The following is a 24065-nucleotide window of genomic DNA, read 5'->3' on the forward strand; positions in this document are numbered from 1 at the left end:
TACCAGGTTGGAAACGCTTTCTTAACGATTTTGAGTCAGGATGGGTCCGAAGGCGCCCCGGGGGCGCAGAAGGAAGGGACCGGCATGACGGGACGCATCATGATCGTCGGGTCGGACGCACCGCGCCGCCTGCTCTTGCGCGCCGCCCTCGAGGCGGCGGGCCTCGCGGCGGAGGACCATGCCGGCGCGGGGCCGCTCGCGCGGCGGGCGGCAGGGCGCGGCGGCGCCTCGCTCGCGCTGGTCGATGCGGGCGACGGGGGCGAGGGGCTGGGCGCGCTGGCGGCCTGCGGGCGGTCGGTCCCGGCACTCGTCCTCGTGCCGGCCGGCCGGACGGACCTGCGGATCGCCGCGCTGGCCGGCGGGGCCGAGGACATCGTCGAGCGCGACAGTCCGCCGCGCCTTCTTCTCGCGCGGGTGCGGCGCATCCTGCGCGACCGGGCGCGGACACGGGATCTGGATGCGGCGGGCGGACTGGCCGAGGCTCCGGCCGCGTTCCTGGGTCCTGCGGCGGGTCGCGTGGCGCTTCTGCCCGCCCCGGCCGGAGAGGGCGTGGGCAGCGACCTGGCCGCGCTGGGACGCGGCGTCGCCCTGGTCGTGCCCGAGGGGGACGAGGCGGACCTCTACATCCTCGATGCGCGCGGGCTGCGCGGCGACCTGCCCGGCGGCATCCGCATCCTCGACCGGCTGGCCGAGCTGCGCGCGCGGACCGAAGGACAGCACGCCGCCACCCTTGTCCTTCTGCCCGACACCGCGCCCGAGACCGCGGCCCTCGCGCTCGATCTCGGGGCGGACGGGGTGGCCTGCGGTCCGGCCGGCACGCCGGAGATCGAGCTTCGCGTCCGGCTTCTGCTGCAACGCAAGGCGCGGGCCGACCGGCTGCGCGCCACGGTGCGCGCCCATCTGGAGGCCGCGCTGCGCGATCCCCTGACCGGGCTGCACAACCGCCGCCATGCCGAACCCGAACTGCACCGCCTGATCGAGGAGGCCCGTGCGCGGCGCGAGCCGCTCGCGCTGCTCGTGCTCGACATCGACCATTTCAAGGCGGTCAACGACCGCTGGGGCCACGGGGCGGGCGACCGGGTCCTGGCCGAGGTGGCGCGGCGCCTGCGCACCCGCCTCGGCGAGGGCTGCCTTCTCGCCCGCATGGGGGGCGAGGAATTCCTGGCCGTCCTGCCGGGCGCGCGGGCCGCGCAGGCCCGGGCGGTGGCCGAATCGCTCCGCCGCGCGGTCGAGAGCCAGCCCTTCGCGCTGGATCGCGCCGCCGGGGACGGGGCGCTCGCGGCGACCGGGACGGAGGCGGCCTGGATCGGGCCCCGCAGCCGGACCGCGCGCGTGACCCTCTCGGTCGGCGTGGCCGCGGCCGGACCGGAGGACCTCGCCCGAGGGCTCGATGCCCCGAGCCTGCTCGAGCGGGCCGACGCCGCGCTCTATGCTGCCAAGAGCGGCGGGCGCAACATGGTCACGGTTGCGGTGCCCGCCCCGGCGAACTGAGGGAGCCGCGCCGGGGACATGGAGCCGTCTGCCCCGGCCCCCTCCTGCCCGGCCTCTTCCGACCGGTGCCGCGCAGGACGGGGACGGGTCCCGGCCGGAGTTCGGCGGCCGGGCGGCAGGCGCCGGACCCGGGCCGAGGCAGGCCCCCGGCCCCGCGGGATGTCCCCCTTGTGGCGGGAGAGCCGCGCCGCTTGGCGCAGCAGCGCGGACGGCCGCGGGCGCCGGCCTCCCTCCCCTGCCCTCACGGCAGCGCGGGGGCGGTGAACCGCGCGGCGGGGTCCTGCGTTGCTGTTGCAGGGGCCCCACCGGCCCGGGACCGCCATCTCGATGACCCACACGCCCTCGCCCTATGCCGCACGGCTCCGCTCCGAACGGATCGCCGATGCGGTGGTGCATGTGCTGGGCCTGTGCTTCGCCGTGGCCGGGGCGGTCGCGGTCGTGGTCTGGACGGTCAGCCGGATGGATGGAGCCCGCGGCGCGGCGGGGCTGGTCTATGCGGCGGCCCTGCTCGCCACCTTCGCCGCCTCCGCACTCTATCATCTGGCACCCTGGGACCGGTTGCGGGGTCTCCTGCGCCGGCTCGACCATGCGGCGATCTTCCTCAAGATCGCCGGGACGGCCACGCCCTTCGCGGCGCTGGCCCAGGGGGCGCTGGCCTGGGCCGCGCTCGGGGCGCTCTGGGCTCTCGCGCTTGGGGGTGCGGTGGCCAAGATGGCCTTCTGGCGCGACCCGGACCCATGGGGGACGGCCCTCTATCTGGCGCTCGGCTGGATGGGCGCGCTGGTCCTGTGGCCGGCGACGCTGGCGCTTCCGACCCCGGCGATCGTCCTCGCCGCCGCCGGAGGGCTGCTCTACACGCTGGGCACGGTGTTCTTCCTGTGGGAGAGCCTGCGCTTCTCCACCGCGATCTGGCACGGCTTCGTGCTGGCGGCCTCCGGCTGCTTCTTCGCCGCCGTGGCCTGGGGGCCGCTGGCCTAGCGGGGGCGGAACCCGATCTCGGCCGCGGCGCGCCGCACGGTCGCGATGCGCTCGGCATTGGGCGGATGCGTGCCGAGGAAGCGGTTGCCGGGATCGGGGATGCGCAGGAAGAACTGCGCGCCGCGGATCGGGTCGAACCCGGCCCGGGCCGCCACGACGGTGCCGATCGCGTCGGCCTCGAGCTCGAATTCCTTGGAAAACGTGCGTGCGCCCACCTGTGCGCCCAGAAGCTGCGCGCGGCGGATCGATTCGGCCGTGGCCCCGGCCCGCTGCGAGGCGAGTTCCCCGAAGATGGCCGCCCCACGGCTGGCATTCACGTCCTGGCGGGCGAGATGGCCCGCGATGTGGTGCGCCGCCTCGTGCGCCATGACGAAGGCCAGTTCGTCCTCGTTCTCCACCTCGGCCAGCAGCGCGAGCGTGAAGGCCAAAAGCGGCCGGCCGTCGCGCCCGATCGTCTGGAAGGCGTTGGGCGGCATGCCGGGGCGGTCGTCCACCACGATGCGGAAGTCGCAGTTCACCGAGGGCGGGTTGCGCCGGCGGCATTCCACCTCGGCCACGGGCTCGATCCGCTCGGCAACGCTGAGAAAGGTCCGCGCCCGGTCGAGACCGCGGTCGGCGGGGGCGGCGGGAACCATGATCCGGTCCGGCACGGGAGCCCCGACCGGACCGCGCGGCGGGGGCGCGACGCACGCACCCAGCGCGACGCAGACGGCCAGCGACGCTGCAAGACGGAACAGACGCATGGACCCCCTTCCCCTTCGTTGCCCCTCGGGCCGACCCTAGGACGTCGCGGCGGAACGGACCAGCCGCCCCCCCTGCCGCTCACGGATTTGGCATCGGACCGCGCGGGGCCCTGCCGGTCGCCCCGCCCGTGGACGCGGCGGGGCCGCGCCGGTAGGATCGGGGCATGGTCACGATCGAACATGATTTCGACGCCACGGTGATCACCCTGGTGGATGAAGGCCCTGCGCCCCTGCAGGAGGACGTGGTGATCCGGGCCTCCGAGTCGGGGGTCGTGGTCGAGCAGTACGATCCCGACAGCGGCAGCGTGGCGGCCGTCCATCTGTCGCCCGCCATGCTGCGCGACCTGCGCGCGGCGCTGGACCTGCCGGAAGGCATCTATCGCGTCCGGCCCCGCTAGGCCGCCCGGCGCGACAGGATCAGATCGCCGGCCTTCCAGCCCACGAGGATGGCGGGTGCGTTGGTGTTGCCGCCCGGCAGGGTGGGAAAGGCCGAGGCATCCGCGACGCGGAGCCCCTCCACCCCCCGCACCGTCAGGTCGGGCGCGAGGACCGACCGCGCCGGGTCGCGGCCCATCCGGGCCGTGCAGGAGGGGTGATAGACGGTGCCGCTCCGCGCCCGGATATCGGCGACCAGCGCCTCCTCCGTGGCGACGGCCGGGCCGGGGCGCAGCTCCTCGGCCACGACCTCGGCGAAGGGAGGTTGCGCCGCGATGCGCCGCAGCATCCGCACGCCGTCCAGCATCTCGCGGATGTCCTCGTCCGACGAAAGCGCGTTGACCGTGATCCGGGGCGGGGCGAGCGGGTCCGGCGTCCGCAGCGCGATCTCGCCCCGGCTGGTGGGACGGCAGTTCGACAGCCCGAGCGACATGCCCGGAAACGGGTCCGGCGACAGGACGGGCCGTTCGCCCGCGCGGGGGATCAGGGTCGAGAAGGCCTGGATGTAGAGCTGCATGTTGGGCCGGTTGCGGCCCGGATCGGTGCGGAAGAACCCGCCGCCGTGATTGATGGAGAAGGCCAGCGGCCCCCGCCCCGACAGCAGCCAGCGTGCCCCCGCGAGGCCCTTGCCCCACCAGGGCCGCAGCACCTGGTTGTAGGTCGGCACCCGCATCCGCCAGGTGTAGTTGAGCCCCTGATGGTCACAGAGGTTGCGGCCCACCTGCGGGTTGTGGTGCAGGACGGGCAGCCCGAGCGCGGCCAGCGCCGCCCCGTCGCCCACCCCCGACAGCATCAGGATCTGCGGCGTGCCCACGGCGCCGGCCGACAGCACCACCTCGCGCGCGGCGCGCAGATGCAGGATGCGCCCCCTGCGGACAACCTCCACCCCCGTGCAGCGGTGCCCGTCCCACAGGAGCCGGGTGGCCTGCGCGCGCGTCATCACCGCGACCCGGCCGCGCCGCATCGCCGGCCGCAGGAAGGCGCGCGCCGCGCTGTTGCGCCGCCCGCCGCGGATCGTCATGGGGTAGAAGCCCACCCCTTCGAGCGAGGCGCCGTTGAAATCGGGATTGAAGGGCAGCCCGGCCGCCTGCGCCGCCGCAATGGCCCGGCGGACGAGGGGATGGGGATCGCGCGCCCCGGTCGAGACGTGAAGCGGACCGCCCGTCCCATGCCATTCGTCCGCGCCGCCCTCCCAGTCCTCGAGCGCGCGGAAGGCCGCGAGCGCCTCCGGCCAGCCCCAGAAGGAGCCTGCCGCCTCGGCCCAGTCCTCGTAATCGCCGGGATGGCCGCGGATCCAGACCATTGCGTTGATCGAGGACGACCCGCCCAGAAGCCGCCCGCGGGGCCAGTGGTCTGCCACACCTGCCAGGCCCGGATCGGGCTCGGCGCGAAAGCACCAGTTCACGCGCGGGTCGTGAAAGAGCTTGCCGTAGCCCAGCGGCATCTGCACGAACAGCCGCCGGTCGGTGCCGCCCGCCTCGACCACCAGCACGCGCAGGCGCGGATCGGCCGACAGGCGCCAAGCCAGCGCGCAGCCGGCCGAGCCTGCGCCGACGATGATGATGTCCCATTCGCCCTGTGCGATCGCGTCCATGCCGGCCGTGCTAGCAAGCCCCGCGGCCGCGCAGGCGACACGCTGCGACATCGGGTGTCGCTCGCAGACGATTGGCCGAGGCGGGCCCGCGCGCTAGCCTCCGGGGGGACGGAGGAGGTGAGCCATGACCGTCGCCTTGCGCAACGACGACCCCTGGGCGCTGGACCACGCCCATACCCTGCATCCCTGGACCCAGTTCGGCACCTTCGAGCGAGAGGGCTCGCTCGTGATCGACCGGGGCGAGGGGGTCTGGCTCTGGGACCGCGAGGGGCGGCGCTATCTCGACGCGGTGGGAGGGCTCTGGTGCACCAATGTGGGGCTGGGACGCGCCGACATGGCCGAGGCCATCGCCGACCAGGCGCGGCGGCTCGCCTATTGCAGCACCTTCGTGGACATGACCAACGAGCCCTCAGCCCGGCTGGCGGCGGAACTCGCGGCGCTCGCGCCCGGCGACCTCAACCGCGTGCACTTCACCACCTGCGGCTCGACCGCGATCGACAGCGCCGCGCGCATGGTGGCCTATGTGCAGACCTGCCTCGGCCGGCCCGACAAGACCGGCCTGGTCGCCCGCGAGCAGAGCTATCACGGCTCCACCCATCTCTGCATGAGCATCGGCAAGCGCCGCGGCGACCGCGTGCCCGAGTTCCGCTACCAGAGCGAGGGCATCTTCCACCTGTCCTGCCCCGATCCCTACCGCCGCCCCGAGGGCATGACCGAGGCGGAGTTCCGCGACGCCCTGGTGGACGAGTTCCGCGCGCTGCTCGGGCGCGTGGGTCCCGAGCGCATCGGCGCCTTCTTCGCCGAGCCGATCCAGGCCTCGGGCGGCGTCATCATCCCGCCCGAGGGCTATCTCCGCGCGATCTGGGAGATCTGCCGGGAGAACGACATCCTGTTCGTCGCCGACGAGGTGGTGACGGCCTTCGGCCGGATCGGCCACTGGTTCGCCTCGGAGGACGCCTTCGGCATCCGGCCCGACATGATCTGCGTGGCCAAGGGCCTGACCTCGGCCTATGTGCCGATGGGCGCGGTGATCTTCTCCGACCGCATCTGGGAGGCGATGGCCGAGCGGGGCGAGCGCTGGTTCACCTCGGGCTACACCTATGCGGGCCACCCCGTCGCGGCCGCCGCCGCGCTCAAGGCCCTCGAGATCACGCGCGAGGAGGACCTGCTCGGCAACGCAATCCGCGTGGGCGACCGGCTCCTCGAGCGCCTGTCGGCCTTGCGCGACCTGCCGCTCGTGGGGGACGTGCGCGGGCGCGGGCTGATGGTCTGCATCGAATCGGTACGGGACAAGCGCACGCGCGAGCCCCTGCCCGACGAGGTGGGCGAGGCGCGTCGCATCGCCGCCGCGGCCGAGGCGATGGGCCTGCTGGTCCGGCCTCTGGGGCATCTCAACGTCATGTCCCCGCCCCTGATCCTGACCGAGGATCAGGCCGACGGCATCGCCGACACGATGGCCCGCGCGATCCGGCAGGTCGCCGACGAGCTGGTGCGCGAGGGGGTGCGGCTCGACTGATCTCGCCGGGTCTGGTGCGGGGGGCGTCCGGGTCCTATCTGGGGGCGACCCCCGCGGAGGCCCCATGCCCGACTCCAACCCGGCCGTTCTCGACTTTCTCCTCACGCGCCGTTCGCGGCCCGCCCGCACGCTCCGCCCCCCCGTCCCCTCGCGCGAGGAGCTGCGCACGCTGCTGACCGCTGCGGCGCGGGTGCCCGATCACGGCAAGCTCGAGCCGTGGCGGTTCCTCGTCCTGACGCGGCCCGCCACGCGCCGCCTCGCCGCGCTGGTGGAGGCGCGGGGGGCGGCGCTGGGCCTCGAGGCCGAGAAGATCGCCAAGGCGGCCGCGCAATATGCCGACGCGGACCTTGCCGTGGCGGTGGTGCAGGTGCCGCGCCCGACCGACCGCATCCCGCTGGTCGAGCAGACCTATTCCGCCGGGGCCGCCTGCCTGTCGCTGCTCAACGCGGCGCTCGCGGCCGGCTGGGGGGCCAACTGGCTGACCGGCTGGCCCTGCTACGACCCGGTGTTCCGGCGCGAGGGGCTGGGCCTCGCCGAGGGGGAGAGCGTCGCGGGCCTTGTCCATATCGGCACGCCGACCGCCCCCGTGCCCGACCGCCCGCGCCCCGACCTCGACCGGATCGTGGAGTGGGTCGAGGCGTGATCCTTTCGTCCTATCTCCTGGCGCTGGGCCAGATCGGGGACCCGGCCTTCCGGCGCGTGCTGGGGCGGGGCGTGGCGCTGGCGCTGGTGCTGCTGCTCGGCGCCTCGGCGGGGGTGGTCGCGCTGGTCGCCTGGGCCGTCCCCGAGACGGTGGCGATCCCGTGGATCGACCGCACGGCGCCGCTCGGGGCTCTGCTGACCTGGGCCGCGGTGCCGGTGGTGCTGGTGCTGTCGGTCGTGCTGATGGTGCCCGTCGCCTCGGCCATGACCTCGCTCTTCCTGGACGAAGTGGCCGGGGCGGTCGAGGCGCGCCACTATCCCGCCCTGCCCCCCGCCCGCGCCCAGCCCTGGTCCGAGGCGGCTCGCGACGCAGCCTCCTCGTTCGGGGTGGTGCTGCTCGCCAACGCGCTGGCGTTCGGGCTCTACCTCGTGGCCGCGCCGCTCGCGCCGCTGATCTGGCTGGGGCTCAACGGCTGGCTCCTGGGGCGCGAGAGCTTTCGCGTCGCGGCGCTCCGGCGGCTGCCGCCCGATGCGGTCGCCGCGCTGGCGCGGCGGCACCGGGGGCGGATCTGGGCGCTGGGCGCGGTCGCGGCGCTGCCGCTCGCGGTGCCGGTCGTGAACCTCGTCGCGCCGACGCTGGCCGCGGCGGCCTTCGCCCACCTGTTCCAGCGGCTGGCGCGCGGCTGAGCGGTCAGGGCGCGGCCGTGCGCGGGGGTTCCATCCGCCCGAACCAGTCGAGGTCGCGCACCCCCCAGGGTCCCCAGACCACAGTCGCCGCGATCACCGCCCACAGCCCGAGCGCCCACAGCGTGGTGATCCGCGCCTTGCGTCCGATGTCGGGGTTGATGGGCGAGGATTCGGGCGTGCCCGGCACGACCTCGCCCGCGTCGCCCTGGGTCACGAGCCGCAGGGGCAGGACGACAAAGAACACCATGAACCAGATCACGGCGAACAGCACGAGGGCGGAGGTGATGGTCATGGCGTCTCTCCCGGGTCGGGGCCGGACCTAGACCGGATCGCGGGGCAGGCCAAGGCGCGCGATGGTCGCAGCCTCAGGCCTCCTCCAGCTCGACCAGCGTGCCGGCGAAGTCCTTCGGATGCAGGAACAGGACCGGCCTGCCATGCGCGCCCGTCCGCGGCTCCCCGTCGCCCAGCACCCGCGCGCCCGCAGCCAGCAGGCGGTCGCGCGCCGCCCGGATGTCCTCCACCTCGTAGCAGAGGTGGTGGATGCCCCCGGCAGGGTTGCGCGCGAGAAAGGCCGCAACGGGGCTGTCGTCGCCCAGGGGCTCGAGCAGTTCGACCTTGGTGTTGGGCAGTGTGACGAAGACGACGCGGACCCCGTGACCGGGCAGGTCCGCCGGCTCTCCGACCTCGGCGCCCAGCGCGTCGCGATAGGTGCGGGCGGCGGCCGTCAGGTCCGGCACGGCGATGGCGACGTGGTTGAGACGGCCGATCATGGCCCCTTGTCGCCCGGCCGCCCCCGCGCCGCAAGCCCCGTGCGCCGGTGGCGCGTTAACCGGATGTTCACGGATCGTTGCCATTCTGGGGCCGGAACCCGAATCGCCTCCAGAAGGATGCACTCCATGATCGCCTCTCCCGCCGCCGCCATGCTGGCCGCGCTTCCGCCCCTGCCGCCGCGCCCGGCACCCTGCCCTGCCCGGCCGCTGCTCGGGCTGACGCTTCTCGCCGTCAGCGCCTGCGCCCCGACGGTGGAGGGGTTGCGCTCGGCCGTGCTGGCCGGCGGCGGCCGCCTGCGCCATGCGGCCGGGGCGGAGGCGGCGGCGCGCCACCTGCGGCTCTGGCGTCCGGCCGCCGTTCTGGTCGATCTGGCCCTGCCCGACGCCCTGACCCTGCTGGAGGATCTGGCCGGCCTCCGCCCGCGGCTGGAGCGGCTCGTGGCGCTGGCGCCGGACCGGCGGGATGCGGTTCCCGCCGGGGCCCGTCCGGTCGGGGCGCCGGGGGCGGATGCGGTGCTGCCGCGGGGGCTCCACGATCCGTCCCGTCTGGCGCAGGCGCTGCTCGGCCGGGCGGAGGAAAGCGCGCGCCGGACGGGTCGCGTCCTGCCCTTTCCGCTGCCGCGCCCGGGCGCCCCGGCCGTCGCCGGAATGCAGCCGCGCCCCTCCCCGACCGCATCGGCAGACCTGTGCGGCCGAGGGGGTCCGCCCTACCGCGCGGCCGGCCGCCAGCCTGCCGCCTGCGCCTCCTCCTCCGAGCAGAACCACCGCTCGCCGCGCGCCGGGTCGATGGTGGTGCGGTCGTAATGCAGCCCGCCCGGCAGGTGGTAGATCCGTCCGTTGGCCGAGATGTTACCCTTGATGCGGCACTCGCTAGGGGGGGCCGCTCCCTGCCCGGCGCGCATGGCGGCGCGCCAGGCGGCGGGCTCCTCGAAGCGCCCCTGCCAGAGGCCCGCGCCGCGCGCCCGCGCCTCCTCCTCCTGCGCGACGTAGTCCAGCGAGAAGGCCCGGTAGGCAATCGCCATCCCCTCGCGCACCAGGGTGGCGCCCAGATCCTCGGCCCCCACATGGCAGCGCGCCACGATCCGCCCGTAGCGGTCGGTGTCGAGGGGCTCGCAGCGTGCCGGCCGGCCGTCCCAGCGGGCGCGGGCTTCCGCCGTGGCCCATGCGCCGCAATCCCAGGGTCGGCCGGTCGCATCCTCGCAGGTCTGGCCCGCCTCGGGGGCATCCACCCCGTGCAGCCGCACGCGCTGTCCGGCGAGTTCCACCGTGTCGCCGTCCATCACGCGCAGCACGCCGCGGATCAGCCCGTCCGCCCGCGGCACCGCCTCCGACGCGCCGCTGACCACGCCGCCGCTGCGCTCGGCCAGAACCGCGTCGCCCCAGGTGACGAGCACCCGGGACGGCGCCATGGAGAAGGCCGACAGGACCAGCGCGGCAACGAGGAGGCGAAGGCTCATGCCCCCCATGTGAGTCGGACCGCGCTCCGGGGCAAGCAAAAGGTTAACGAAAGGTTAACCGCCTGTGCCCGCCCCGCAGACGGCGCCAGCCTGATGCCCTGGCGCAACAGGGATCACCGGCGGCGCGTCGGACCCTGCTGCGGCCAAGGGGTGGCGACCCTGCCCGCCCCCGCCCGGGCGGGCGCCGTGGCCACCGTCTCAGGCCTGCATGCGACCCTTCTCCCACTTGGGCTTCAGCACGACCTTGGTCCAGAGATTCTGGTTGTAGAGGAAGTTGCGATACCCCGCAGGCGCGTCCTCGAGCGACAGGCGGTGCGAGATGAGAAAGGTCGTGTCGATCTCGCCTTCCTCGATGCGGCGCAGCAGGTCCGGCAGGTAGCGCTGAACATGGGTCTGGCCGGTGCGGACGGTCAGACCCTTCTCCATCACGGCGCCGATGGGGAACTTGTCGGCCAGGCCGCCATAGACGCCGGGGATGGACAGCCGCCCCCCCTTGCGCACGGCCATGATCGCCGTGCGCAGCGCGCCCACGCGATCGGCGCCCATGCCGACCTTCTGCTTGACCGTGTCGGCCAGGTTGTCGGGCCGCATGCCGTGGCTCTCCATGCCTACCGCGTCGATGACGGCATCGGGTCCCTGCCCGCCCGTCATCTCGAGCAGGGCGTCCAGCACCTCGGTCTGAGTGAAGTCGATGATCCGGGCGCCCAGGCCCCGGGCCAGTTCCAGACGGTGGGGGTAGTGGTCGATGGCGATGACCTGCTCGGCCCCCATGACGAGCGCGCTCTGGACGGCGAACAGACCCACGGGCCCCGCGCCGAACACCACCACCGTGTCGCCGCCCCGGATGTCCGCGTTCTCGGCCGCCATCCAGCCGGTGGGCAGGATGTCCGACAGGAACAGCACCCGTTCGTCCTCCAGCCCGTCCGGCACGACGATCGGCCCCACGTCCGAGAACGGCACCCGCACGTATTCCGCCTGCCCGCCGGGATAGCCGCCCGTCAGGTGCGAATAGCCGAACAGCCCCGCCATCGGCTGGCCGTAGAGCGCCTCGGAGGCGTCCTGCTTCTCGGCCGGGTTGGAATTGTCGCAGGCGGAATAGTCCTCGTTGCGGCAGTGGAAGCAGGCCCCGCAGGAGATGGTGAAGGGCACCACCACGCGCTGGCCCTTGCGCAGGGTGGATTTCGGCCCCGCCTCGACCACGATGCCCATGAACTCGTGGCCCAGGATGTCCCCGCTCAGGACGCCGGGGATCACCCCGTTGTAGAGGTGGAGGTCCGATCCGCAGATCGCCGTGGACGTGACCTCGATGATGGCGTCGCGGGGATTGACGATCTCGGGGTCCGGGTGGGTGTCCACGCGGACGTCGTGCTTGCCGTGATAGGTGAGCGCGCGCATCGGGACCTCCTCAGGCCTTGCGGTTGCGGTTCGTGGCGATCTCGCCGGTCTCGAGCAGCATCTTGAGCCGCTTGAGGTCTCGCCGGGACTGCACCGACGGCTCGGCCGCGAACAGCCTGGCCACGGTCTGGCCCAGCGCCCCGAAGGGCGGCTTCCACGCCACAAGCGCCGCGACGATCGTGCCCCGCCCGCCCGGCGCGTCGCGGAAGGACACCTTGCCTTCCGTTTCCACGTCGCTGTCGGGCGTCGAGCGCCAGGCGATCTGCTCGCCGGGGCGCTCGTTGACGATGCGGGTGCGCACCTCCACCGTCATGCCGAGGGGAGCCCGGATGGTCCAGATGCCGAGGCCGCCCGGCTCCTCCCGGACCGATTCGATGTTCTCCATGAACTGCGACAGGTTCGGGAAATGCCGCCAGAAGGCAAAGACCTCCTCCCGCGGGCGGTTGATGGTGACGCTGCGCCCGGTCACCGCGAAGTCGCCGAACCGGGCCTGCCGCGCGGTCCGGCCGGGGGCGTCGTCGGGGATGCGGCGCGGCTCGGGCGCGCGGGGAGAGGGGGCAAGGACGCCATAGGCCGCGAGGCCCGCGAGGGCGCCGAGGCCCAGGGCGGCGGCCGCGGTCGCGAGCACGCGGCCATCGGCCGTCCATCGGGGGGTGGGGTGGGGCTGATCCATGATGTCTCCGTCGCGGCAGGGAGGCGCGAGGCCCCCGGAGGGTCCGGCCAGCCAACGCCGCTCGGGGCGCACTTGTTTCCTGATCGCCGGCGCCGCCCCTGCCCGTCGGTCCCGCCGGCAGGCGCACGGCCGGGGCGGCGGCGCTCAGGCGCCGGGAACCTGCGCCAGGATCGCCGCGATCGCCTGCGCCAAGGCCTCGGGGGTGAAGGGCTTGTCGAGGACGCGCTCCTGCGCAAGGCGCCGGCGGTCGGCATGACCGGTCATGAACAGCACCGGCAGATGCGGATGCCGGCCCCGCAGGGCCTCGGCCAGCGACACGCCGTCCCCGCCCGGCATGATGACGTCGGTCAGGACCAGGTCGGGTCGCGGCTCCTCCTCCAGCCGGCGCAGCGCCTCGGCGGCGCTGCCCGCCTCGGTGACGCGGCAGCCGAGATCGGCCAGATGCGCGGCGACGACCCCCCGCACCTCCGGGTCGTCGTCCACCAGCAGAACGGCCGCCGCGGCCGGACGCAGGGTCGGGCGCTCGTCCGCGCGGCCGGCGGCGGGCGGGGCCTCCCCGCTCAGCGGCAGGAACAGGGTCACGGTGGTGCCCTGACCCACCGCGCTCTCGATGGCCAGCGCACCGCCCGACTGCCGGATGAAGCCGTGAACCATCGGCAGGCCCAGTCCGGTGCCGCGGCCGGGCTCCTTCGTGGTGTAGAACGGCTCGAGCGCCCGCTCGAGCGTCGGGCCCTCCATGCCGCAACCGGTGTCGGAGAGCGAGACGGCCACGGCCGGCGCGGCCGCCATCTCGGGCGGGTGGCCCGGCTCGCCGGGACGGCTCTCGCGCAATCGCAGCACTGCGCGCCCCTGCCCGTCCATGGCGTCCCGGGCATTGACGGCGAGGTTGATGAGCGCCGTCTCGAACTGGAGCGGATCGACCAGCACGGCGGGCAGGTCCGGGGGGCAGTCCACCTCGAACGCGACCCCCGGCCCGAGCGAGCGCGTCAGCAGCGGCAGCGCCTCGTCCAGAAGGGCGCGGGGATCCACCGGGCGGGGATCGAGCACCTGCTGGCGCGCAAAGGCCAGAAGCTGCTGGACCAGCCGCCCGCCCCGTCTGGCCGCCCGGGCGCCGTGCCGGGCCACCTCGACCAGGCGCGGGTCGCTGCTGCGCCGCTCGATGACCTGAAACCCCCCGGCGATGGCGGCGATGACGTTGTTGAAATCGTGCGCGATGCCCGAGGTGAGCTGGCCCAGCGCCTCGAGCTTCTGGCTCTGGAGCAGTTGCGACTGGGCGGCCTCGCGTTCGCGGATCTCGGCGGCAAGGCGGTTGTTGGCCTCCGCCAGCGAGGCCGTGCGTTCCGCCACGCGCTGCTCCAGTTCGGCATTGGCGCGTTCCACGGCCTCGCGCGAGCGGGCGACGGCCTCGCGCGCCTCGACGATCTCCTGGATCTCCACCGCCGCCCCGACCCACTGGACGGTCTGTCCGGCCGCGTCGGTCACGGGTGCGCCGCGGACCAGATGCCAGCGCGGCTCGCCATCGGCGCGCAGGATGCGGATCTCGGTCGCATAGGGCGCGCGCTCGCGCCAGCTCCGTTCGGCACCCTCCAGGGTCGGGCGCACGTCGTCGGGATGCAGCACGGCCGTCCAGCCCCGGCCCAGCAGCGCCTCGCGCGGGCGCCCGGTGAAGGCGGCAAAGCGGTCGTTGACCCAGACGTTCCCCTTCTCGCCCGTGGCCACGAAGATGAGCGCCGGCAGCGTGTTGGCGAGGGTGCGGAAGCGCGCCTCGCTTTCGGCGGTCGCGGCCTCGGCGCGCTTGCGCTCGTCGATGTCGAGCGTCACGCCCATCCACCGGCGCACCTGACCCCCTTCGTCCACGATCGGCACGCCCCGGCTCTCGAACCAGCGATAGGTGCCGTCCGCGCAGCGGACCCTGAACTCCGCCACATAGCGGCGCCCCGGCTCGGCCGCGGCGAGGGCGAGGCGGCAGGCCGCCTGCTCGGCATCCTCCGGATGGATGGCCGACAGCCAGCCATGCCCCGCGGTCGCCTCGACCGGCAGGCCCGTCAGCCGCGCCCAGGCTTCCATCGGCTCGGCGCGACCTTCGGCATCGGTGGTCCAGACGATCTCGGACAGGGCGGCGACCAGGGTGCGCTGCCGCTCCTCCGAGTCGCGCAGCGCGTCCTCGGCCTCGCGCCGCGCGGTCACGTCGCGGACCGTGCCGATCAGCCGGACGGCGCGGCCGGCGGCGAAATGCACCCGCCCGGCTGCGGCGATCCACCGCCGGGGCCCCCCGCCATAGGGGAGGACCCGGTATTCGGCGCTGTAGATGCCGTCTCCGGCGGGATCGATGGCGGCGGCCACCGCCGCGCGCATCAGGGCCCGGTCGTCGGGATGGATGCCGCCCACGAACAGCGCGTCGGTCACCGTCTCGTCGGGGCTCAGTCCCCAGATCTCGCGCAGCCGGCGGTCCCAGTTGATGCGTCCGGTCCCGAGGTCCACGTCGAAGATGCCCATTCCCCCGGCCGAGGTGGCCAGGTGGAGTCGTTCCTCCACCAGGCGCCGATCGGTCACGTCGGCGGCCAGGCCGATGATCCGGCGCTGGCCCGTGGCCGGGTCGGTCGTGACCACCGCCCGGTCGTAGACGTGGCGCACCGATCCGTCGGGCCGGAGCACGCGGTACTCCCCCTCCGCCGGCAGACCCTCCCCGACCACGCGCAGCCGCCGGAGCACCGCGGGGCGGTCCTCGGGATGCACCGCCGCCAGGAACGCGCGCGGATTGCGATAGAGCGCCTCGACCGGCTGGCCCCAGACCTCCTCGTAGGCGGGGCTCACATAGCTGATCCGTCCCTCGGGCACCTCGAAGACGTAGAAGACTTCCCGGACCGTCTCGGCCAGCTGCCGGAACCGCGCCTCGCTCTCGCGCAGGGCGGCCTCGGCGCGCACGCGTTCGGCTGCCTCGGCGGCGCGGGCGGCGGTCTTCTCGACCAGCGCCACCTCGATCGGGGTCCAGTGCCGGGGCTCGGGCGACGAGGCGAACAGGAGGCCGCGCAACTGCCCGTCGCGCAGGAGCGGCACATCGATCGTCGCCCGCGATCCGAGGGCCAGATGGGGCCCGGCATCCGCGATCCGGGGATCGTCGCACACGTCCTCGACCACGACCGTTTCGCCGCGCCGCAGCGGCGCCATCCGGCCCTCGCCGAACTCGCGCAGGCGCTTGCGCGCCCGGACGGGCGGACCGGAACAGCCGCGCCAGACATGCTCGACGACACCGTGCTCGCCGTCCTCCTCGATGCGGCTCAGGCCGACAAAGCCTGCCCCCAGCTCCTCGCCGAGCAGGGCGCAGGCCCTGTCGATCGCCGCATCCCCGTCCGGCGCCCGGCGCAGCGCCTCGTCCAGCCGCAGCAGGAAGTCGCGGAGCCGCCGGCGGGCGGCCTCGGACGTGATGTCCTCGAGCGCCGCGCAAACCCCGAGCGGCGATCCGTCCGGCGCCGCCAGGGGCTCGAGTGCGACGCGCCAGGTCCGGCCCTCGCCCGTCAGGTCCTCCGTTCCGGCAGCCTGGCCGGAGAGGCAGCGCTCGACCAGCCGCGCCAGCGCCGCACCGAAGCCCGGCCAGACCGCCGATGCCGCCAGAGGGGCGGAGAGAGAGACGTTCCGCGCGGCCATCGCGGCCGCCCGGCGGTTGAGCCGCACGCACCGCCCTTCCCGATCAAAGATGGCGAGCGCCACCGGCGCCAGCTCGAAGGCAAGGCCCGGTGCCAACTGCTCCGGCCGCGGATTTGCCGAGCCGTTCACTGCGGCAAGGCCCGGACAAGGGCCTCCGGTTCCGGCGATGCCATTCTCGACGACCCTCTCCCTCGTCTCCGGTCGCCCGCGGCTGGATGCCGCCCCCTGCACCATCGCAGAACTGCCCTTTCGGTCAAGGCGGGTCGGGACGGCAGGGAACGGGTCAGACGGGCGGGGAAGTCTCCGCCGCCGCCGGGACGAGTTCGGGCGCCCTCTGCTGCAGAATCGCGCAAAGCCCCTGCGCCAGGACGGCGGCCTCGCGGGCTGCCGCCGATCCGCGCCGCCAGACCAGCGCGAGATCCCGCGCCGGTGCGGGTTCCTCGAGCGGGCGCGCGACCACGCTCCCGCCGGCCGCGACCTCCGAGCGCACATACAGCGCCGGCAGCAGCGCCACCCCCAGGCCCAGCGCGGCCATCTGCCGCAACCCGTCCAGGTTCACCCCGTCATAGGGGACCGACAGGACGGCACCGGTCGCGGCGCAGAAGCGGCGCAGCTCCTCGTGCAGCGGCTGGCCGGGCCCCGGCGCCAGAACCGTCTCGCCCCGCAGGGCACGCGCCGGGACCCTTGCCGCCGCCGCGAGGGGATGGGCCTTCGGCAGAACGAGCAGCAGCGGCTCGCGCAGGAGGGGCCGCACCGCACAACCCCCCAGCCCCTCGGACGATCCGGCGGCAGCCAGCACCACAAGATCGAGACGGCCGTCCTCCAGCGCGCGCAGCAGCGCCGCCGGCCGGTCCTCGCGCAGCGACAGCGCGCGGCCGGGCTGACCGGCGCGCAGCCCGTCGAGGAGGGGCGGCAGCAGGTAGGGTCCGACGGTCGGCGGGGCGCCGAGCCGGAGCGTGCCCGCGCCCGCCCGTTCCCCGCCCCGGGCGAGGGTGCGGATCTCGTCCACCTCGCGCAGGATGGCTCTGGCGCGCTCTGCCACCTCCAGGCCCAGCGCCGTCAGCAGCACGCGCGAGGAGCCCCGCTCGACCAGCGCGGCGCCCAGCCGGAGTTCCAGCGCCTTGATCTGGTCGCTGAGCGTGGGCTGCGTGACATGGCACGCCTCCGCCGCCCGCCGGAAGTGGAGCGTCTCGGACAAGGCGACGAGATAGCGGAGCTGCTGGAGCGTGGGCATGGAGAGCGATAGAGAGCGTCTATCGGACCCGATGCCATTTTCGATTGGCGCCGGCAAGCCGGAGGCCCCATCTGGGGCGCGTGGAAAAGGGGGACTGCGTGCGCTTCAGCAATGCGCTCGTTCTGTGCGACAGGGACCCGCCGGGCGACCGGGCCCTGTCCGTCGCCCGCCGGATGACCGAGCCGGGCGGCCGGGTGACCCTGCTCGGCGTCGTCGAATCGAGCGGGCCCGGCGCCCTGGGACGCTGGCTGCGCCTTCTGGCCGGCCTGCGCGGCGAGGCGGCCGAGCGCGCGCTCCTGGCGCGGCGCCGCGCCGCGCTCGAGTCCCGGATCGCCGGCGCAGGGGGCGACGGCCCGGCGACAGCCTGCGTCGTGCGGCAGGGTTCGGCCGCCGACGAGGCCGTGCGGCAGGTGATCGAGGGTGGCCACGACCTCCTCGTGAAGGAGGCGGCCGACAATCCGGCGGCAGGCTTCCGGTCGCTCGACATGCGGCTTCTGCGCTACTGCCCCTGTCCCCTCTGGCTGATCGCGCCGCGCGCGCAGGGTCCCCTGCGGCGGATCGTGGCGGCCGTGGACACGACCTCGGACGAGCCCGCCCACGAGGCGCTCAACCCCCGCATCCTCTCCATCGCCCACGCCATCGCGGCGCGGGAGGGGGCGTCGCTCGACGTGCTCAGCCTGTGGCACCTGCCCGAGGAGGAGGCGCTGCGCCACGCCCTCTCGGGCATGCAGGCCGAGATCGAGGACACGCTCGAAGCGACGCGCGCCCGCAGCGCCGACCGGCTGGAGCGCTTGGTCCGCGGCCTCGATCCTGCGGTTCCCGTCCGTCCCGTCCACCGCAAGGGGCGCCCCGCCGATGCCATCGTGGCCCATGCGGAGGCCGAGCGGGCCGACCTTCTGGTGATGGGCACGCTCGGGCGCACGGGCGTGGCCGGCCTGTTCATCGGCAACACTGCCGAGACGATCCTGGGCCGCGTGCCCTGTTCCGTCGTGGCCATCAAGCCCGAAGGGTATATGTCTCCCCTCCAGACGGAGCACGAGACAGGACGCAAGGGGCCGGCATGAGTCCAGCATCGACGACCGGGGCCCCCGCCGACGAGGCGCGGCGGCCCTCCCCCCTTGCGGAGGCCGCCGCAGCCTGGCTGCCCGTCGCGCTGGCCGCAGGGCTCTTTGCCTGGTTTGCCGCGCTTCTGCCGGCCGTCTCGGGCGGGGCGGTGCTGCGGCCCACGCTGGAATGGGTCCCCTCGCTCGGTATCCGGGCCTCGCTGCTCATCGACGGGCTCTCCCTCACCTTCGCGCTGCTGATCACCGGCATCGGGGCGCTGGTGCTGCTCTATTCGCGCACCTACCTCGCGGGGCACCCGCATTATCCGCGCTTTGCCCTGTTCCTGACGGCCTTCATGCTGTCGATGCTGGGGCTCGTGCTCGCCGACGACCTCGTGCTCCTGTTCGTGTTCTGGGAGCTGACGACGATCACCTCCTACCTGCTGATCGGCTTCGACCATGCCGCGGCCAAGTCGCGCCGCTCGGCGCTTCAGGCGCTGCTGCTGACCGGGGCGGGGGGGCTCGCCTTTCTGGCGGGCGTCATCATCATCGGCACCGCCACCGGGACCTACAGCCTGGCCGAGATCCTGGGCGCCGAGGTGCCGCTCCGCGAGCATCCATGGTATCTCGCCATCCTGATCCTCGTGCTCGCGGGCGCCTTCACCAAGTCGGCCCAGTTCCCCTTCCACTTCTGGCTCCCGAACGCGATGGCCGCGCCCACGCCGGTCAGCGCCTATCTCCACTCGGCCACCATGGTGAAGGCGGGCGTCTATCTGCTCGCCCGGCTGCACCCGACGCTGGGGGGCACCGAGGTCTGGTTCTGGACCCTGACGGTCGCGGGGGGCTTCACGGCGGTGCTCGCCTCGCTCCTGTCGGTGCGGCAGACCGACCTCAAGCTCTCGCTCGCCTACACGACCGTGATGGCGCTGGGCACGCTCACGCTGCTTCTGGGCCAGCAGGGCGCCTATGCGATGACGGCCTTTGCCACCTTTCTCGTCGCCCACTCGCTCTACAAGGCGTCGCTGTTCCTCGTCGTCGGCTGCATCGACCACGAAACCGGCACCCGCGAGGCCGAGATCCTCGGCGGCCTCGCCCGCGCCATGCCGGTCACGGCCCTCGCGGCTGCGCTGGCGGGGCTGTCGATGGCAGGCTTCCCGCCGCTTCTGGGCTTCATCGGCAAGGAACTGGCCTATGCGGCGGCGGTCGAATACTCGGCCCGGCCCTACCTGGTCGGGGGCGCCCTGCTCGGGGCCAACGTCCTGATGGTGGTGGTCGCAGGCATCGTCGCCTTGCGCCCCTTCTGGCGCCCCGCCCCCGCCCCGCTGCCGCGCACCCCGCACGAGGCGCCGTGGACGATGCTCGCGGGGCCCGTGCTGCTGGCGCTGGGCGGCCTCGCCTTCGGGATCTTCCCCGGCCTCCTGCAAGGGGCGGTGGTCAACCCGACCGTGCTGGGCTTTGTCGGCCCCGACACGACGCCCGCCATCCTGCGCCTCTGGGCCGGGTTCAACGCGGCCTTCGTGCTCAGCCTCGTGACCTTTGCGGTCGGCATCGCGCTCTACCTCGTCCATGTCCGCCTGCGCGGCCTGATCGCGGCGGCCGAGGCGCGCCTGCCCGACTTCGACACCGGCTGGGACCGTCTGATGGAGGGGCTGCTGCGCTTCGCCATCTGGCAGGCGCAGGCGATCCAGACGGGACGGCTGCGCACCTATATCGCGGCGACCTTCGGCGTCGTGGCGGCCGCGCTGGCCTTTGCGCTGCTGATGCGCGGGCGCTGGCCCGAACCGGCCGCGCTGGGCGCGGTGGGCTGGCTCCAGCTGGCGCCGGTGGCGCTCATCCTGGCCGGATCGGCCGTGGCGGCGCTGACCGCTTCGCGCATCGCGGCGCTGGCCGGTCTCGGCGCGACCGGCATCGGGGTGGCCATCGTCTTCATCCTGTGGGGTGCGCCGGACGTGGCCATCACCCAGCTTCTGGTGGAAACCCTCACGGTGGTTCTCATGGCGGTGGCGATGCTCAGGCTGCCGCATCTCGCCGCCGACCGCCGGCCCGGGCACGGCCTGCTCGCCCTCGCAACAGGAACGGCCGTGGGGGGGGCGCTGCTCATGGTCCTCGGTACGCCGATGGACCGGCGGCTCAGCGACTTCTTCGAGGCGGCGAGCTACCCTGACGCGCACGGGCGCAACATCGTCAACGTCATCCTCGTGGACTTCCGCGCGCTCGACACGTTCGGCGAGATCGTCGTGGTGGCGGTCGCCGCCCTGTCGGCCCTGGCGCTGCTCCGCGCGGCGCGGACCAGCAGCGGGAGAAGGGCCCCATGAACTCCGTCATCCTCCAGGCCGGAGCCCGCTATCTCGCCGCGCTCCTGCTGCTGTTCTCCATCCACATGCTCCTGCGCGGCCACAACGAGCCGGGGGGCGGCTTCATCGGCGGGCTGATCGGCGCGACGGGCTTTGTCATCTACTCGCTCGCCTGCGGCGTGGGCGAGGCGCGCGCCGCCCTGCGCGTCGCACCCGAGGCGGTGGCGGCGATCGGCCTGGCGCTGGCGCTGCTGGCAGGCCTGCTGCCGCTCTTCCTCGGCCTGCCCCTGTTCACCGGGCTCTGGCCCTTCCTCGGCACCGGTCCCGACGGAGGCAAGGGCCTGCCCGTCTCCTCGGTCCTGCTGTTCGATATCGGGGTCTACCTCGTCGTGCTGGGTTCGGTCCTGACGCTGGTCCTTCTGCTCGAGGACGAAGGGGAGAGAAACGACTGATGGAAGTGCTTCTCGTCCTCTGCGTCGGCGCCCTCACGGCCGCCTCCGTCTATCTGATGCTCGCGCGCAGCGTGTTGCGCTTCCTGTTCGGACTCGTGCTGCTCTCCAACGCCGCCAACCTAGTCATCCTCGCCGCCGGGCGCCTGACCACCGTGAACCCCCCGCTCATTCCCGAAGGCGCCTCTGCGCCGGCGGCCGCGGTCGCCAATCCCCTGCCGCAGGCGCTGATCCTGACCGCCATCGTGATCGGCTTCGGCCTGTTCGCCTTCGCTCTGACGCTCGTGCTGCGGGCGCAGGGGGCGCTCGGCACGCTCGACAGCGACGACATGACCCTGGCCGAGGGGCGCCCCGTCCCGACGACGGAGGACGGCCGGTGAGCCTGATCCTCGTTTTGCCCGTGGTGGTCCCCCTTGCCACCGCGATCCTCTGCTTTGCCCTGCGCACCAGCCGCTGGGGCCGCTGGGTGTCGCTCGGGGGCACGCTGCTCCATGCCGCCGCGGCCTTCGCCCTCGTGGCCATCGTCTCGGACGGCACGGTGATCGCCGCGCAGATGGGCAACTGGGCCGCCCCCTTCGGCATCACGCTCGTGGCGGACGCGCTGGGCGCCGCCATGGTCGCCGTCACCGCGGTCACGGCGATCGCCACGGCGGTCTATGCCCTGGGCGACATCGACGCCGAGCGCGAGCGGCTGGGCTATCACGCCCTGTTTCAGGTCCTGATCGCAGGCGTCAGCGGCGCGTTCCTGACGGGCGACATCTTCAACCTCTACGTCTGGTTCGAGGTGATGCTGATCGCCTCCTTCGGTCTGATGACGCTGGGCGCCCGGCCCGAGCAGATCGACGGCGGCATCCGCTACGTCACGCTCAACCTCGTCTCCACCATCCTGTTCCTGATGGGGGTGGGCCTCCTTTACGGGATGACCGGGACGCTCAACATGGCCGACCTGTCCATCGCCGTCGCCTCGCTCGAAGCGCGGGGCCCCCTCTCGGTCGTAGCGGTGATGTTCATTCTCGCCTTCGGGATCAAGTCGGCGGTCTTTCCGCTGTTCTTCTGGCTGCCCGCCTCCTACCACACGCCCGCCTTCGCGGTCTCGGCGCTGTTTGCGGGGCTGCTGACCAAGGTGGGGGTCTATGCGCTCGTGCGCATGTTCACCCTCGTCTTCGACCTCGATACCGGCTTCACGCACGAGATCCTGCTCTGGGTCGCGCTGCTGACCATGCTCACGGGCGTGCTCGGCGCCGCCGCCCAGAGCGACTTCCGCAAGATCCTGTCGTTCCACATCGTCAGCCAGATCGGCTACATGGTCCTCGGGCTGGCGCTGTTCACCCCGCTCGCCATCGCGGGGGCGGTATTCTACATCCTCCACCACATCCTGGTGAAGGCGAACCTATTCCTGGTCGCGGGCGTGGCGGGGCGGCTCTGCGGCTCGACCGAGCTGGCGCGGATGGGCGGGCTCTACCGCTCGGCGCCCCTGCTCGCGGCCCTGTTCCTCGTGCCCGCCTTCTCGCTCGCGGGCTTTCCGCCGCTTTCGGGCTTCTGGGCCAAGTTCCTGATCGTCAAGGCGTCGCTCGACATCCATGCCTGGCTCGCCGCGACGGTGGCGCTGGTGACGGGGATCCTGACGGTGTTCTCCATGACCAAGATCTGGGGCGCCGCCTTCTGGACCCCCCACCCCGAGGGGCTGTCGCCCGAACCCGCCCGCCTCGGCGCCGGCGCCCGCGCGGCGCTGATCCTGCCCATCGCGTTTCTCGCCTCGCTCACGCTCTTCATCGGCCTCGTGCCCCAGCCGCTCCTCGGCTTCGCCGAGATGGCGGGCGCGCAGCTCCTCGACCCGGCGGACTACATCCGCGCCGTGCTGGGGGACCTGCCGTGAACCTGTTCGCGCTCAACGTCTTCCTCGCCCTCGCCTGGGCCGCCCTCAGCGAGGACGTGACGCCCGGCACCCTGGCCGCGGGCTTCGTGATGGGCTTCGTCACCCTCTGGGCGCTGCGCCCGCTCTTCGGGGTGCCGCGCACCTATTTCCTGCGCACCTTCTTCGTCCTGCGCCTGCTCGTGATGTTCCTGTGGGAGCTGCTCGTCTCCTCGCTTCAGGTCGCCTGGGACGTCATCACCCCCGGCCAGGGCTCGCGCCCGGCCCTTCTCGAGGTGCCCCTTGCCGTGCAGGGCGAACTGGGCATCCTTCTTCTGACAAACCTCATCTCCATGACGCCCGGCACGCTCTCCGTCGATGTCTCCGACGACCGGCAGACCCTTCTGGTCCACGCCATGTTCGCGGAGAACCCCGACGCGATCCGCCGGCAGATCAAGACGGGCATGGAACGCTGGGTGATGGAGGCGCTGGGACAGGCATGACCGCAACCGCGACCTTTCTGGCCTGGAGCGTGGATGTGGGCCTCGGCCTCATCCTGATCGCCTCGGCGCTGGCCTTCGTGCGCGTCGCGCGCGGGCCCAGCCTGCTCGACCGCGTCATGGCGCTCGACATGATGGCCATCGCGCTTGTCTCGTTCTGCGCGCTTCTGGCCATCCGGACCGAGGTCCGGGCCTTTCTCGACATCGCCGTCGTCCTCGCGCTCGTGGGCTTCCTGTCCACGGCCGCCCTTGCGCGCTTTGCCGAACGGCGCGGCAGCCTCGATCCGACGGCAGAAGAACGGGGGATGCGCGAATGATCGAGGTGGCCATCGGACTCCTGATCCTCGCCGGGGGGGCCTTCGGCATCATCGCCTCCGTGGGGGTGCTCCGCCTGCCGGACGTGCTGATCCGGATGCATGCCGCCACCAAGATCGGCCTGCTCAGCGCCGGCCTGATCCTCACTGGCGTGGCGCTCTACTTCAACGACGTGGGCATCGTCGTGCGCTGCGCGGCGATCGTGCTGTTCCTCTTCCTGACCGCTCCCATCGCCGCCCACATGATGGGCCGCGCGGCCGTGCGGCTGGGCGTGCCGATGTTCCGGACCGTCCAGGCGCCGCTGTCCCGGTCCGCGCCGGACGACCCGCCCCGGCCCTGATCCCGCCCCTCC

General features: G+C 73.4%; 24 protein-coding genes. 15 read left to right on the forward strand and 9 right to left on the reverse strand.

Going from position 1 to position 24065, the window contains the following annotated elements; translation table 11 throughout:
- The first annotated feature begins 84 nt into the window (after positions 1 to 84).
- Positions 85 to 1491 (forward strand): diguanylate cyclase, encoded by a 1407-nt coding sequence (locus tag GT358_RS00325; RefSeq protein ID WP_166580585.1) that lies wholly within the window; start codon positions 85 to 87, stop codon positions 1489 to 1491.
- Between the two features lie 327 nt (positions 1492 to 1818).
- Positions 1819 to 2469, forward strand: a complete 651-nt coding sequence (locus GT358_RS00330) for a hemolysin III family protein (protein ID WP_166580586.1) — start codon at positions 1819 to 1821, stop codon at positions 2467 to 2469.
- Here GT358_RS00330 and GT358_RS00335 read toward each other — a convergent pair.
- Positions 2466 to 3212 (reverse strand): M48 family metallopeptidase, encoded by a 747-nt coding sequence (locus GT358_RS00335; RefSeq protein WP_166580587.1) that lies wholly within the window; start codon positions 3210 to 3212, stop codon positions 2466 to 2468. The genes GT358_RS00330 and GT358_RS00335 overlap by 4 nt on opposite strands.
- Before the next feature lie 164 nt (positions 3213 to 3376).
- Here GT358_RS00335 and GT358_RS00340 point away from each other — a divergent pair, with 164 nt between their 5' ends.
- Complete coding sequence (locus GT358_RS00340; protein WP_166580588.1) at positions 3377 to 3610, forward strand: hypothetical protein; 234 nt, start codon at positions 3377 to 3379, stop codon at positions 3608 to 3610.
- On the opposite strand, the gene GT358_RS00345 is transcribed toward GT358_RS00340, so the two are convergent.
- Entirely contained in the window at positions 3607 to 5241 is a 1635-nt protein-coding gene (locus tag GT358_RS00345; RefSeq protein WP_166580589.1) for a GMC family oxidoreductase, read from the reverse strand. The two genes, GT358_RS00340 and GT358_RS00345, sit on opposite strands and share 4 nt — an antisense overlap.
- 124 nt (positions 5242 to 5365) lie before the next feature.
- On the opposite strand from GT358_RS00345, the gene GT358_RS00350 reads away from it, so the two are divergent.
- From GT358_RS00350 to GT358_RS00360, 3 genes are all read left to right on the forward strand, one after another.
- Positions 5366 to 6757 carry an aminotransferase gene (locus tag GT358_RS00350; RefSeq protein ID WP_166580590.1) on the forward strand — a complete coding sequence of 464 codons (1392 nt, stop codon included), beginning with the start codon at positions 5366 to 5368 and terminating at the stop codon, positions 6755 to 6757.
- A 64-nt stretch (positions 6758 to 6821) separates the two neighbouring features.
- Positions 6822 to 7400, forward strand: a complete 579-nt coding sequence (locus GT358_RS00355; RefSeq protein WP_166580591.1) for a nitroreductase family protein — start codon at positions 6822 to 6824, stop codon at positions 7398 to 7400.
- On the forward strand, positions 7397 to 8086 hold the full coding sequence (locus GT358_RS00360; RefSeq protein ID WP_166580592.1) for an EI24 domain-containing protein: 690 nt from the start codon (positions 7397 to 7399) through the stop codon (positions 8084 to 8086). The genes GT358_RS00355 and GT358_RS00360 overlap by 4 nt, the downstream gene beginning before the upstream one ends.
- A 4-nt stretch (positions 8087 to 8090) precedes the next feature.
- On the opposite strand, the gene GT358_RS00365 is transcribed toward GT358_RS00360, so the two are convergent.
- Positions 8091 to 8378, reverse strand: coding sequence for a DUF1467 family protein (locus GT358_RS00365; protein WP_166580593.1), 288 nt, complete (start codon positions 8376 to 8378; stop codon positions 8091 to 8093).
- Between the two features lie 73 nt (positions 8379 to 8451).
- Complete coding sequence (gene mce / locus GT358_RS00370; RefSeq protein ID WP_166580594.1) at positions 8452 to 8856, reverse strand: methylmalonyl-CoA epimerase; 405 nt, start codon at positions 8854 to 8856, stop codon at positions 8452 to 8454.
- Positions 8857 to 8982: 126 nt separating this feature from the next.
- Here mce and GT358_RS00375 point away from each other — a divergent pair, with 126 nt between their 5' ends.
- A complete protein-coding gene (locus GT358_RS00375; RefSeq protein WP_166580595.1) occupies positions 8983 to 9660 on the forward strand; it encodes a hypothetical protein in 678 nt (225 codons plus the stop codon).
- On the opposite strand, the gene GT358_RS00380 is transcribed toward GT358_RS00375, so the two are convergent.
- The 5 genes from GT358_RS00380 to GT358_RS00400 form a co-directional block, all read right to left on the reverse strand.
- Positions 9564 to 10313, reverse strand: coding sequence for a thermonuclease family protein (locus tag GT358_RS00380; RefSeq protein WP_243730634.1), 750 nt, complete (start codon positions 10311 to 10313; stop codon positions 9564 to 9566). The genes GT358_RS00375 and GT358_RS00380 overlap by 97 nt on opposite strands.
- A gap of 198 nt (positions 10314 to 10511) precedes the next feature.
- Positions 10512 to 11708 carry a zinc-dependent alcohol dehydrogenase gene (locus GT358_RS00385; RefSeq protein ID WP_166580596.1) on the reverse strand — a complete coding sequence of 399 codons (1197 nt, stop codon included), beginning with the start codon at positions 11706 to 11708 and terminating at the stop codon, positions 10512 to 10514.
- A gap of 10 nt (positions 11709 to 11718) precedes the next feature.
- Complete coding sequence (locus tag GT358_RS00390) at positions 11719 to 12381, reverse strand: SRPBCC family protein (protein WP_166580597.1); 663 nt, start codon at positions 12379 to 12381, stop codon at positions 11719 to 11721.
- A gap of 144 nt (positions 12382 to 12525) precedes the next feature.
- Complete coding sequence (locus GT358_RS00395; protein WP_166580598.1) at positions 12526 to 16122, reverse strand: PAS domain-containing protein; 3597 nt, start codon at positions 16120 to 16122, stop codon at positions 12526 to 12528.
- Positions 16123 to 16309: 187 nt separating this feature from the next.
- Positions 16310 to 17260 (reverse strand): LysR substrate-binding domain-containing protein, encoded by a 951-nt coding sequence (locus GT358_RS00400; protein WP_166580599.1) that lies wholly within the window; start codon positions 17258 to 17260, stop codon positions 16310 to 16312.
- A gap of 98 nt (positions 17261 to 17358) precedes the next feature.
- Between GT358_RS00400 and GT358_RS00405 the strand changes: the two genes are divergently transcribed.
- Genes GT358_RS00405 through mnhG form a run of 8 tightly spaced genes read left to right on the forward strand, consistent with a single transcriptional unit; the run spans position 17359 to position 24053 of the window.
- Positions 17359 to 18324, forward strand: coding sequence for a universal stress protein (locus GT358_RS00405; protein ID WP_166580600.1), 966 nt, complete (start codon positions 17359 to 17361; stop codon positions 18322 to 18324).
- Positions 18321 to 20618, forward strand: a complete 2298-nt coding sequence (gene mbhE / locus GT358_RS00410; RefSeq protein WP_166580601.1) for a hydrogen gas-evolving membrane-bound hydrogenase subunit E — start codon at positions 18321 to 18323, stop codon at positions 20616 to 20618. Before GT358_RS00405 ends, mbhE begins: the two co-directional genes overlap by 4 nt.
- Positions 20615 to 21049, forward strand: coding sequence for a Na+/H+ antiporter subunit B (locus GT358_RS00415; protein ID WP_166580602.1), 435 nt, complete (start codon positions 20615 to 20617; stop codon positions 21047 to 21049). The genes mbhE and GT358_RS00415 overlap by 4 nt, the downstream gene beginning before the upstream one ends.
- Positions 21049 to 21426: a Na+/H+ antiporter subunit C gene (locus GT358_RS00420; protein WP_166580603.1), complete on the forward strand. Its 378-nt coding sequence runs from the start codon at positions 21049 to 21051 to the stop codon at positions 21424 to 21426. The genes GT358_RS00415 and GT358_RS00420 overlap by 1 nt, the downstream gene beginning before the upstream one ends.
- Entirely contained in the window at positions 21423 to 22922 is a 1500-nt protein-coding gene (locus GT358_RS00425) for a Na+/H+ antiporter subunit D (RefSeq protein ID WP_166580604.1), read from the forward strand. Before GT358_RS00420 ends, GT358_RS00425 begins: the two co-directional genes overlap by 4 nt.
- Positions 22919 to 23401 (forward strand): Na+/H+ antiporter subunit E, encoded by a 483-nt coding sequence (locus tag GT358_RS00430; RefSeq protein WP_166580605.1) that lies wholly within the window; start codon positions 22919 to 22921, stop codon positions 23399 to 23401. The genes GT358_RS00425 and GT358_RS00430 overlap by 4 nt, the downstream gene beginning before the upstream one ends.
- The gene (locus GT358_RS00435; RefSeq protein ID WP_166580606.1) at positions 23398 to 23715 is read left to right on the forward strand and encodes a monovalent cation/H+ antiporter complex subunit F; all 318 of its coding nucleotides are present in this window, start codon (positions 23398 to 23400) and stop codon (positions 23713 to 23715) included. Before GT358_RS00430 ends, GT358_RS00435 begins: the two co-directional genes overlap by 4 nt.
- A complete protein-coding gene (mnhG, locus tag GT358_RS00440) occupies positions 23712 to 24053 on the forward strand; it encodes a monovalent cation/H(+) antiporter subunit G (RefSeq protein WP_166580607.1) in 342 nt (113 codons plus the stop codon). Before GT358_RS00435 ends, mnhG begins: the two co-directional genes overlap by 4 nt.
- Positions 24054 to 24065 lie beyond the last annotated feature (12 nt).

This window comes from Rubellimicrobium sp. CFH 75288 (assembly GCF_009904055.1).
Classification (GTDB): Bacteria; Pseudomonadota; Alphaproteobacteria; order Rhodobacterales; family Rhodobacteraceae; genus Rubellimicrobium.

What these genes read in the sequence shown, in the direction of transcription:
- GT358_RS00325 (WP_166580585.1), top strand. Translation starts at nt 85, where the DNA reads ATGACGGGACGCATCATGATCGTCGGGTCGGACGCACCGCGCCGCCTG.
- GT358_RS00330 (WP_166580586.1), top strand. Translation starts at nt 1,819, where the DNA reads ATGACCCACACGCCCTCGCCCTATGCCGCACGGCTCCGCTCCGAACGG.
- GT358_RS00335 (WP_166580587.1), bottom strand. Translation starts at nt 3,212, where the DNA reads ATGCGTCTGTTCCGTCTTGCAGCGTCGCTGGCCGTCTGCGTCGCGCTG.
- GT358_RS00340 (WP_166580588.1), top strand. Translation starts at nt 3,377, where the DNA reads ATGGTCACGATCGAACATGATTTCGACGCCACGGTGATCACCCTGGTG.
- GT358_RS00345 (WP_166580589.1), bottom strand. Translation starts at nt 5,241, where the DNA reads ATGGACGCGATCGCACAGGGCGAATGGGACATCATCATCGTCGGCGCA.
- GT358_RS00350 (WP_166580590.1), top strand. Translation starts at nt 5,366, where the DNA reads ATGACCGTCGCCTTGCGCAACGACGACCCCTGGGCGCTGGACCACGCC.
- GT358_RS00355 (WP_166580591.1), top strand. Translation starts at nt 6,822, where the DNA reads ATGCCCGACTCCAACCCGGCCGTTCTCGACTTTCTCCTCACGCGCCGT.
- GT358_RS00365 (WP_166580593.1), bottom strand. Translation starts at nt 8,378, where the DNA reads ATGACCATCACCTCCGCCCTCGTGCTGTTCGCCGTGATCTGGTTCATG.
- mce (WP_166580594.1), bottom strand. Translation starts at nt 8,856, where the DNA reads ATGATCGGCCGTCTCAACCACGTCGCCATCGCCGTGCCGGACCTGACG.
- GT358_RS00375 (WP_166580595.1), top strand. Translation starts at nt 8,983, where the DNA reads ATGATCGCCTCTCCCGCCGCCGCCATGCTGGCCGCGCTTCCGCCCCTG.
- GT358_RS00380 (WP_243730634.1), bottom strand. Translation starts at nt 10,313, where the DNA reads ATGAGCCTTCGCCTCCTCGTTGCCGCGCTGGTCCTGTCGGCCTTCTCC.
- GT358_RS00385 (WP_166580596.1), bottom strand. Translation starts at nt 11,708, where the DNA reads ATGCGCGCGCTCACCTATCACGGCAAGCACGACGTCCGCGTGGACACC.
- GT358_RS00390 (WP_166580597.1), bottom strand. Translation starts at nt 12,381, where the DNA reads ATGGATCAGCCCCACCCCACCCCCCGATGGACGGCCGATGGCCGCGTG.
- GT358_RS00400 (WP_166580599.1), bottom strand. Translation starts at nt 17,260, where the DNA reads ATGCCCACGCTCCAGCAGCTCCGCTATCTCGTCGCCTTGTCCGAGACG.
- mbhE (WP_166580601.1), top strand. Translation starts at nt 18,321, where the DNA reads ATGAGTCCAGCATCGACGACCGGGGCCCCCGCCGACGAGGCGCGGCGG.
- GT358_RS00415 (WP_166580602.1), top strand. Translation starts at nt 20,615, where the DNA reads ATGAACTCCGTCATCCTCCAGGCCGGAGCCCGCTATCTCGCCGCGCTC.
- GT358_RS00420 (WP_166580603.1), top strand. Translation starts at nt 21,049, where the DNA reads ATGGAAGTGCTTCTCGTCCTCTGCGTCGGCGCCCTCACGGCCGCCTCC.
- GT358_RS00435 (WP_166580606.1), top strand. Translation starts at nt 23,398, where the DNA reads ATGACCGCAACCGCGACCTTTCTGGCCTGGAGCGTGGATGTGGGCCTC.
- mnhG (WP_166580607.1), top strand. Translation starts at nt 23,712, where the DNA reads ATGATCGAGGTGGCCATCGGACTCCTGATCCTCGCCGGGGGGGCCTTC.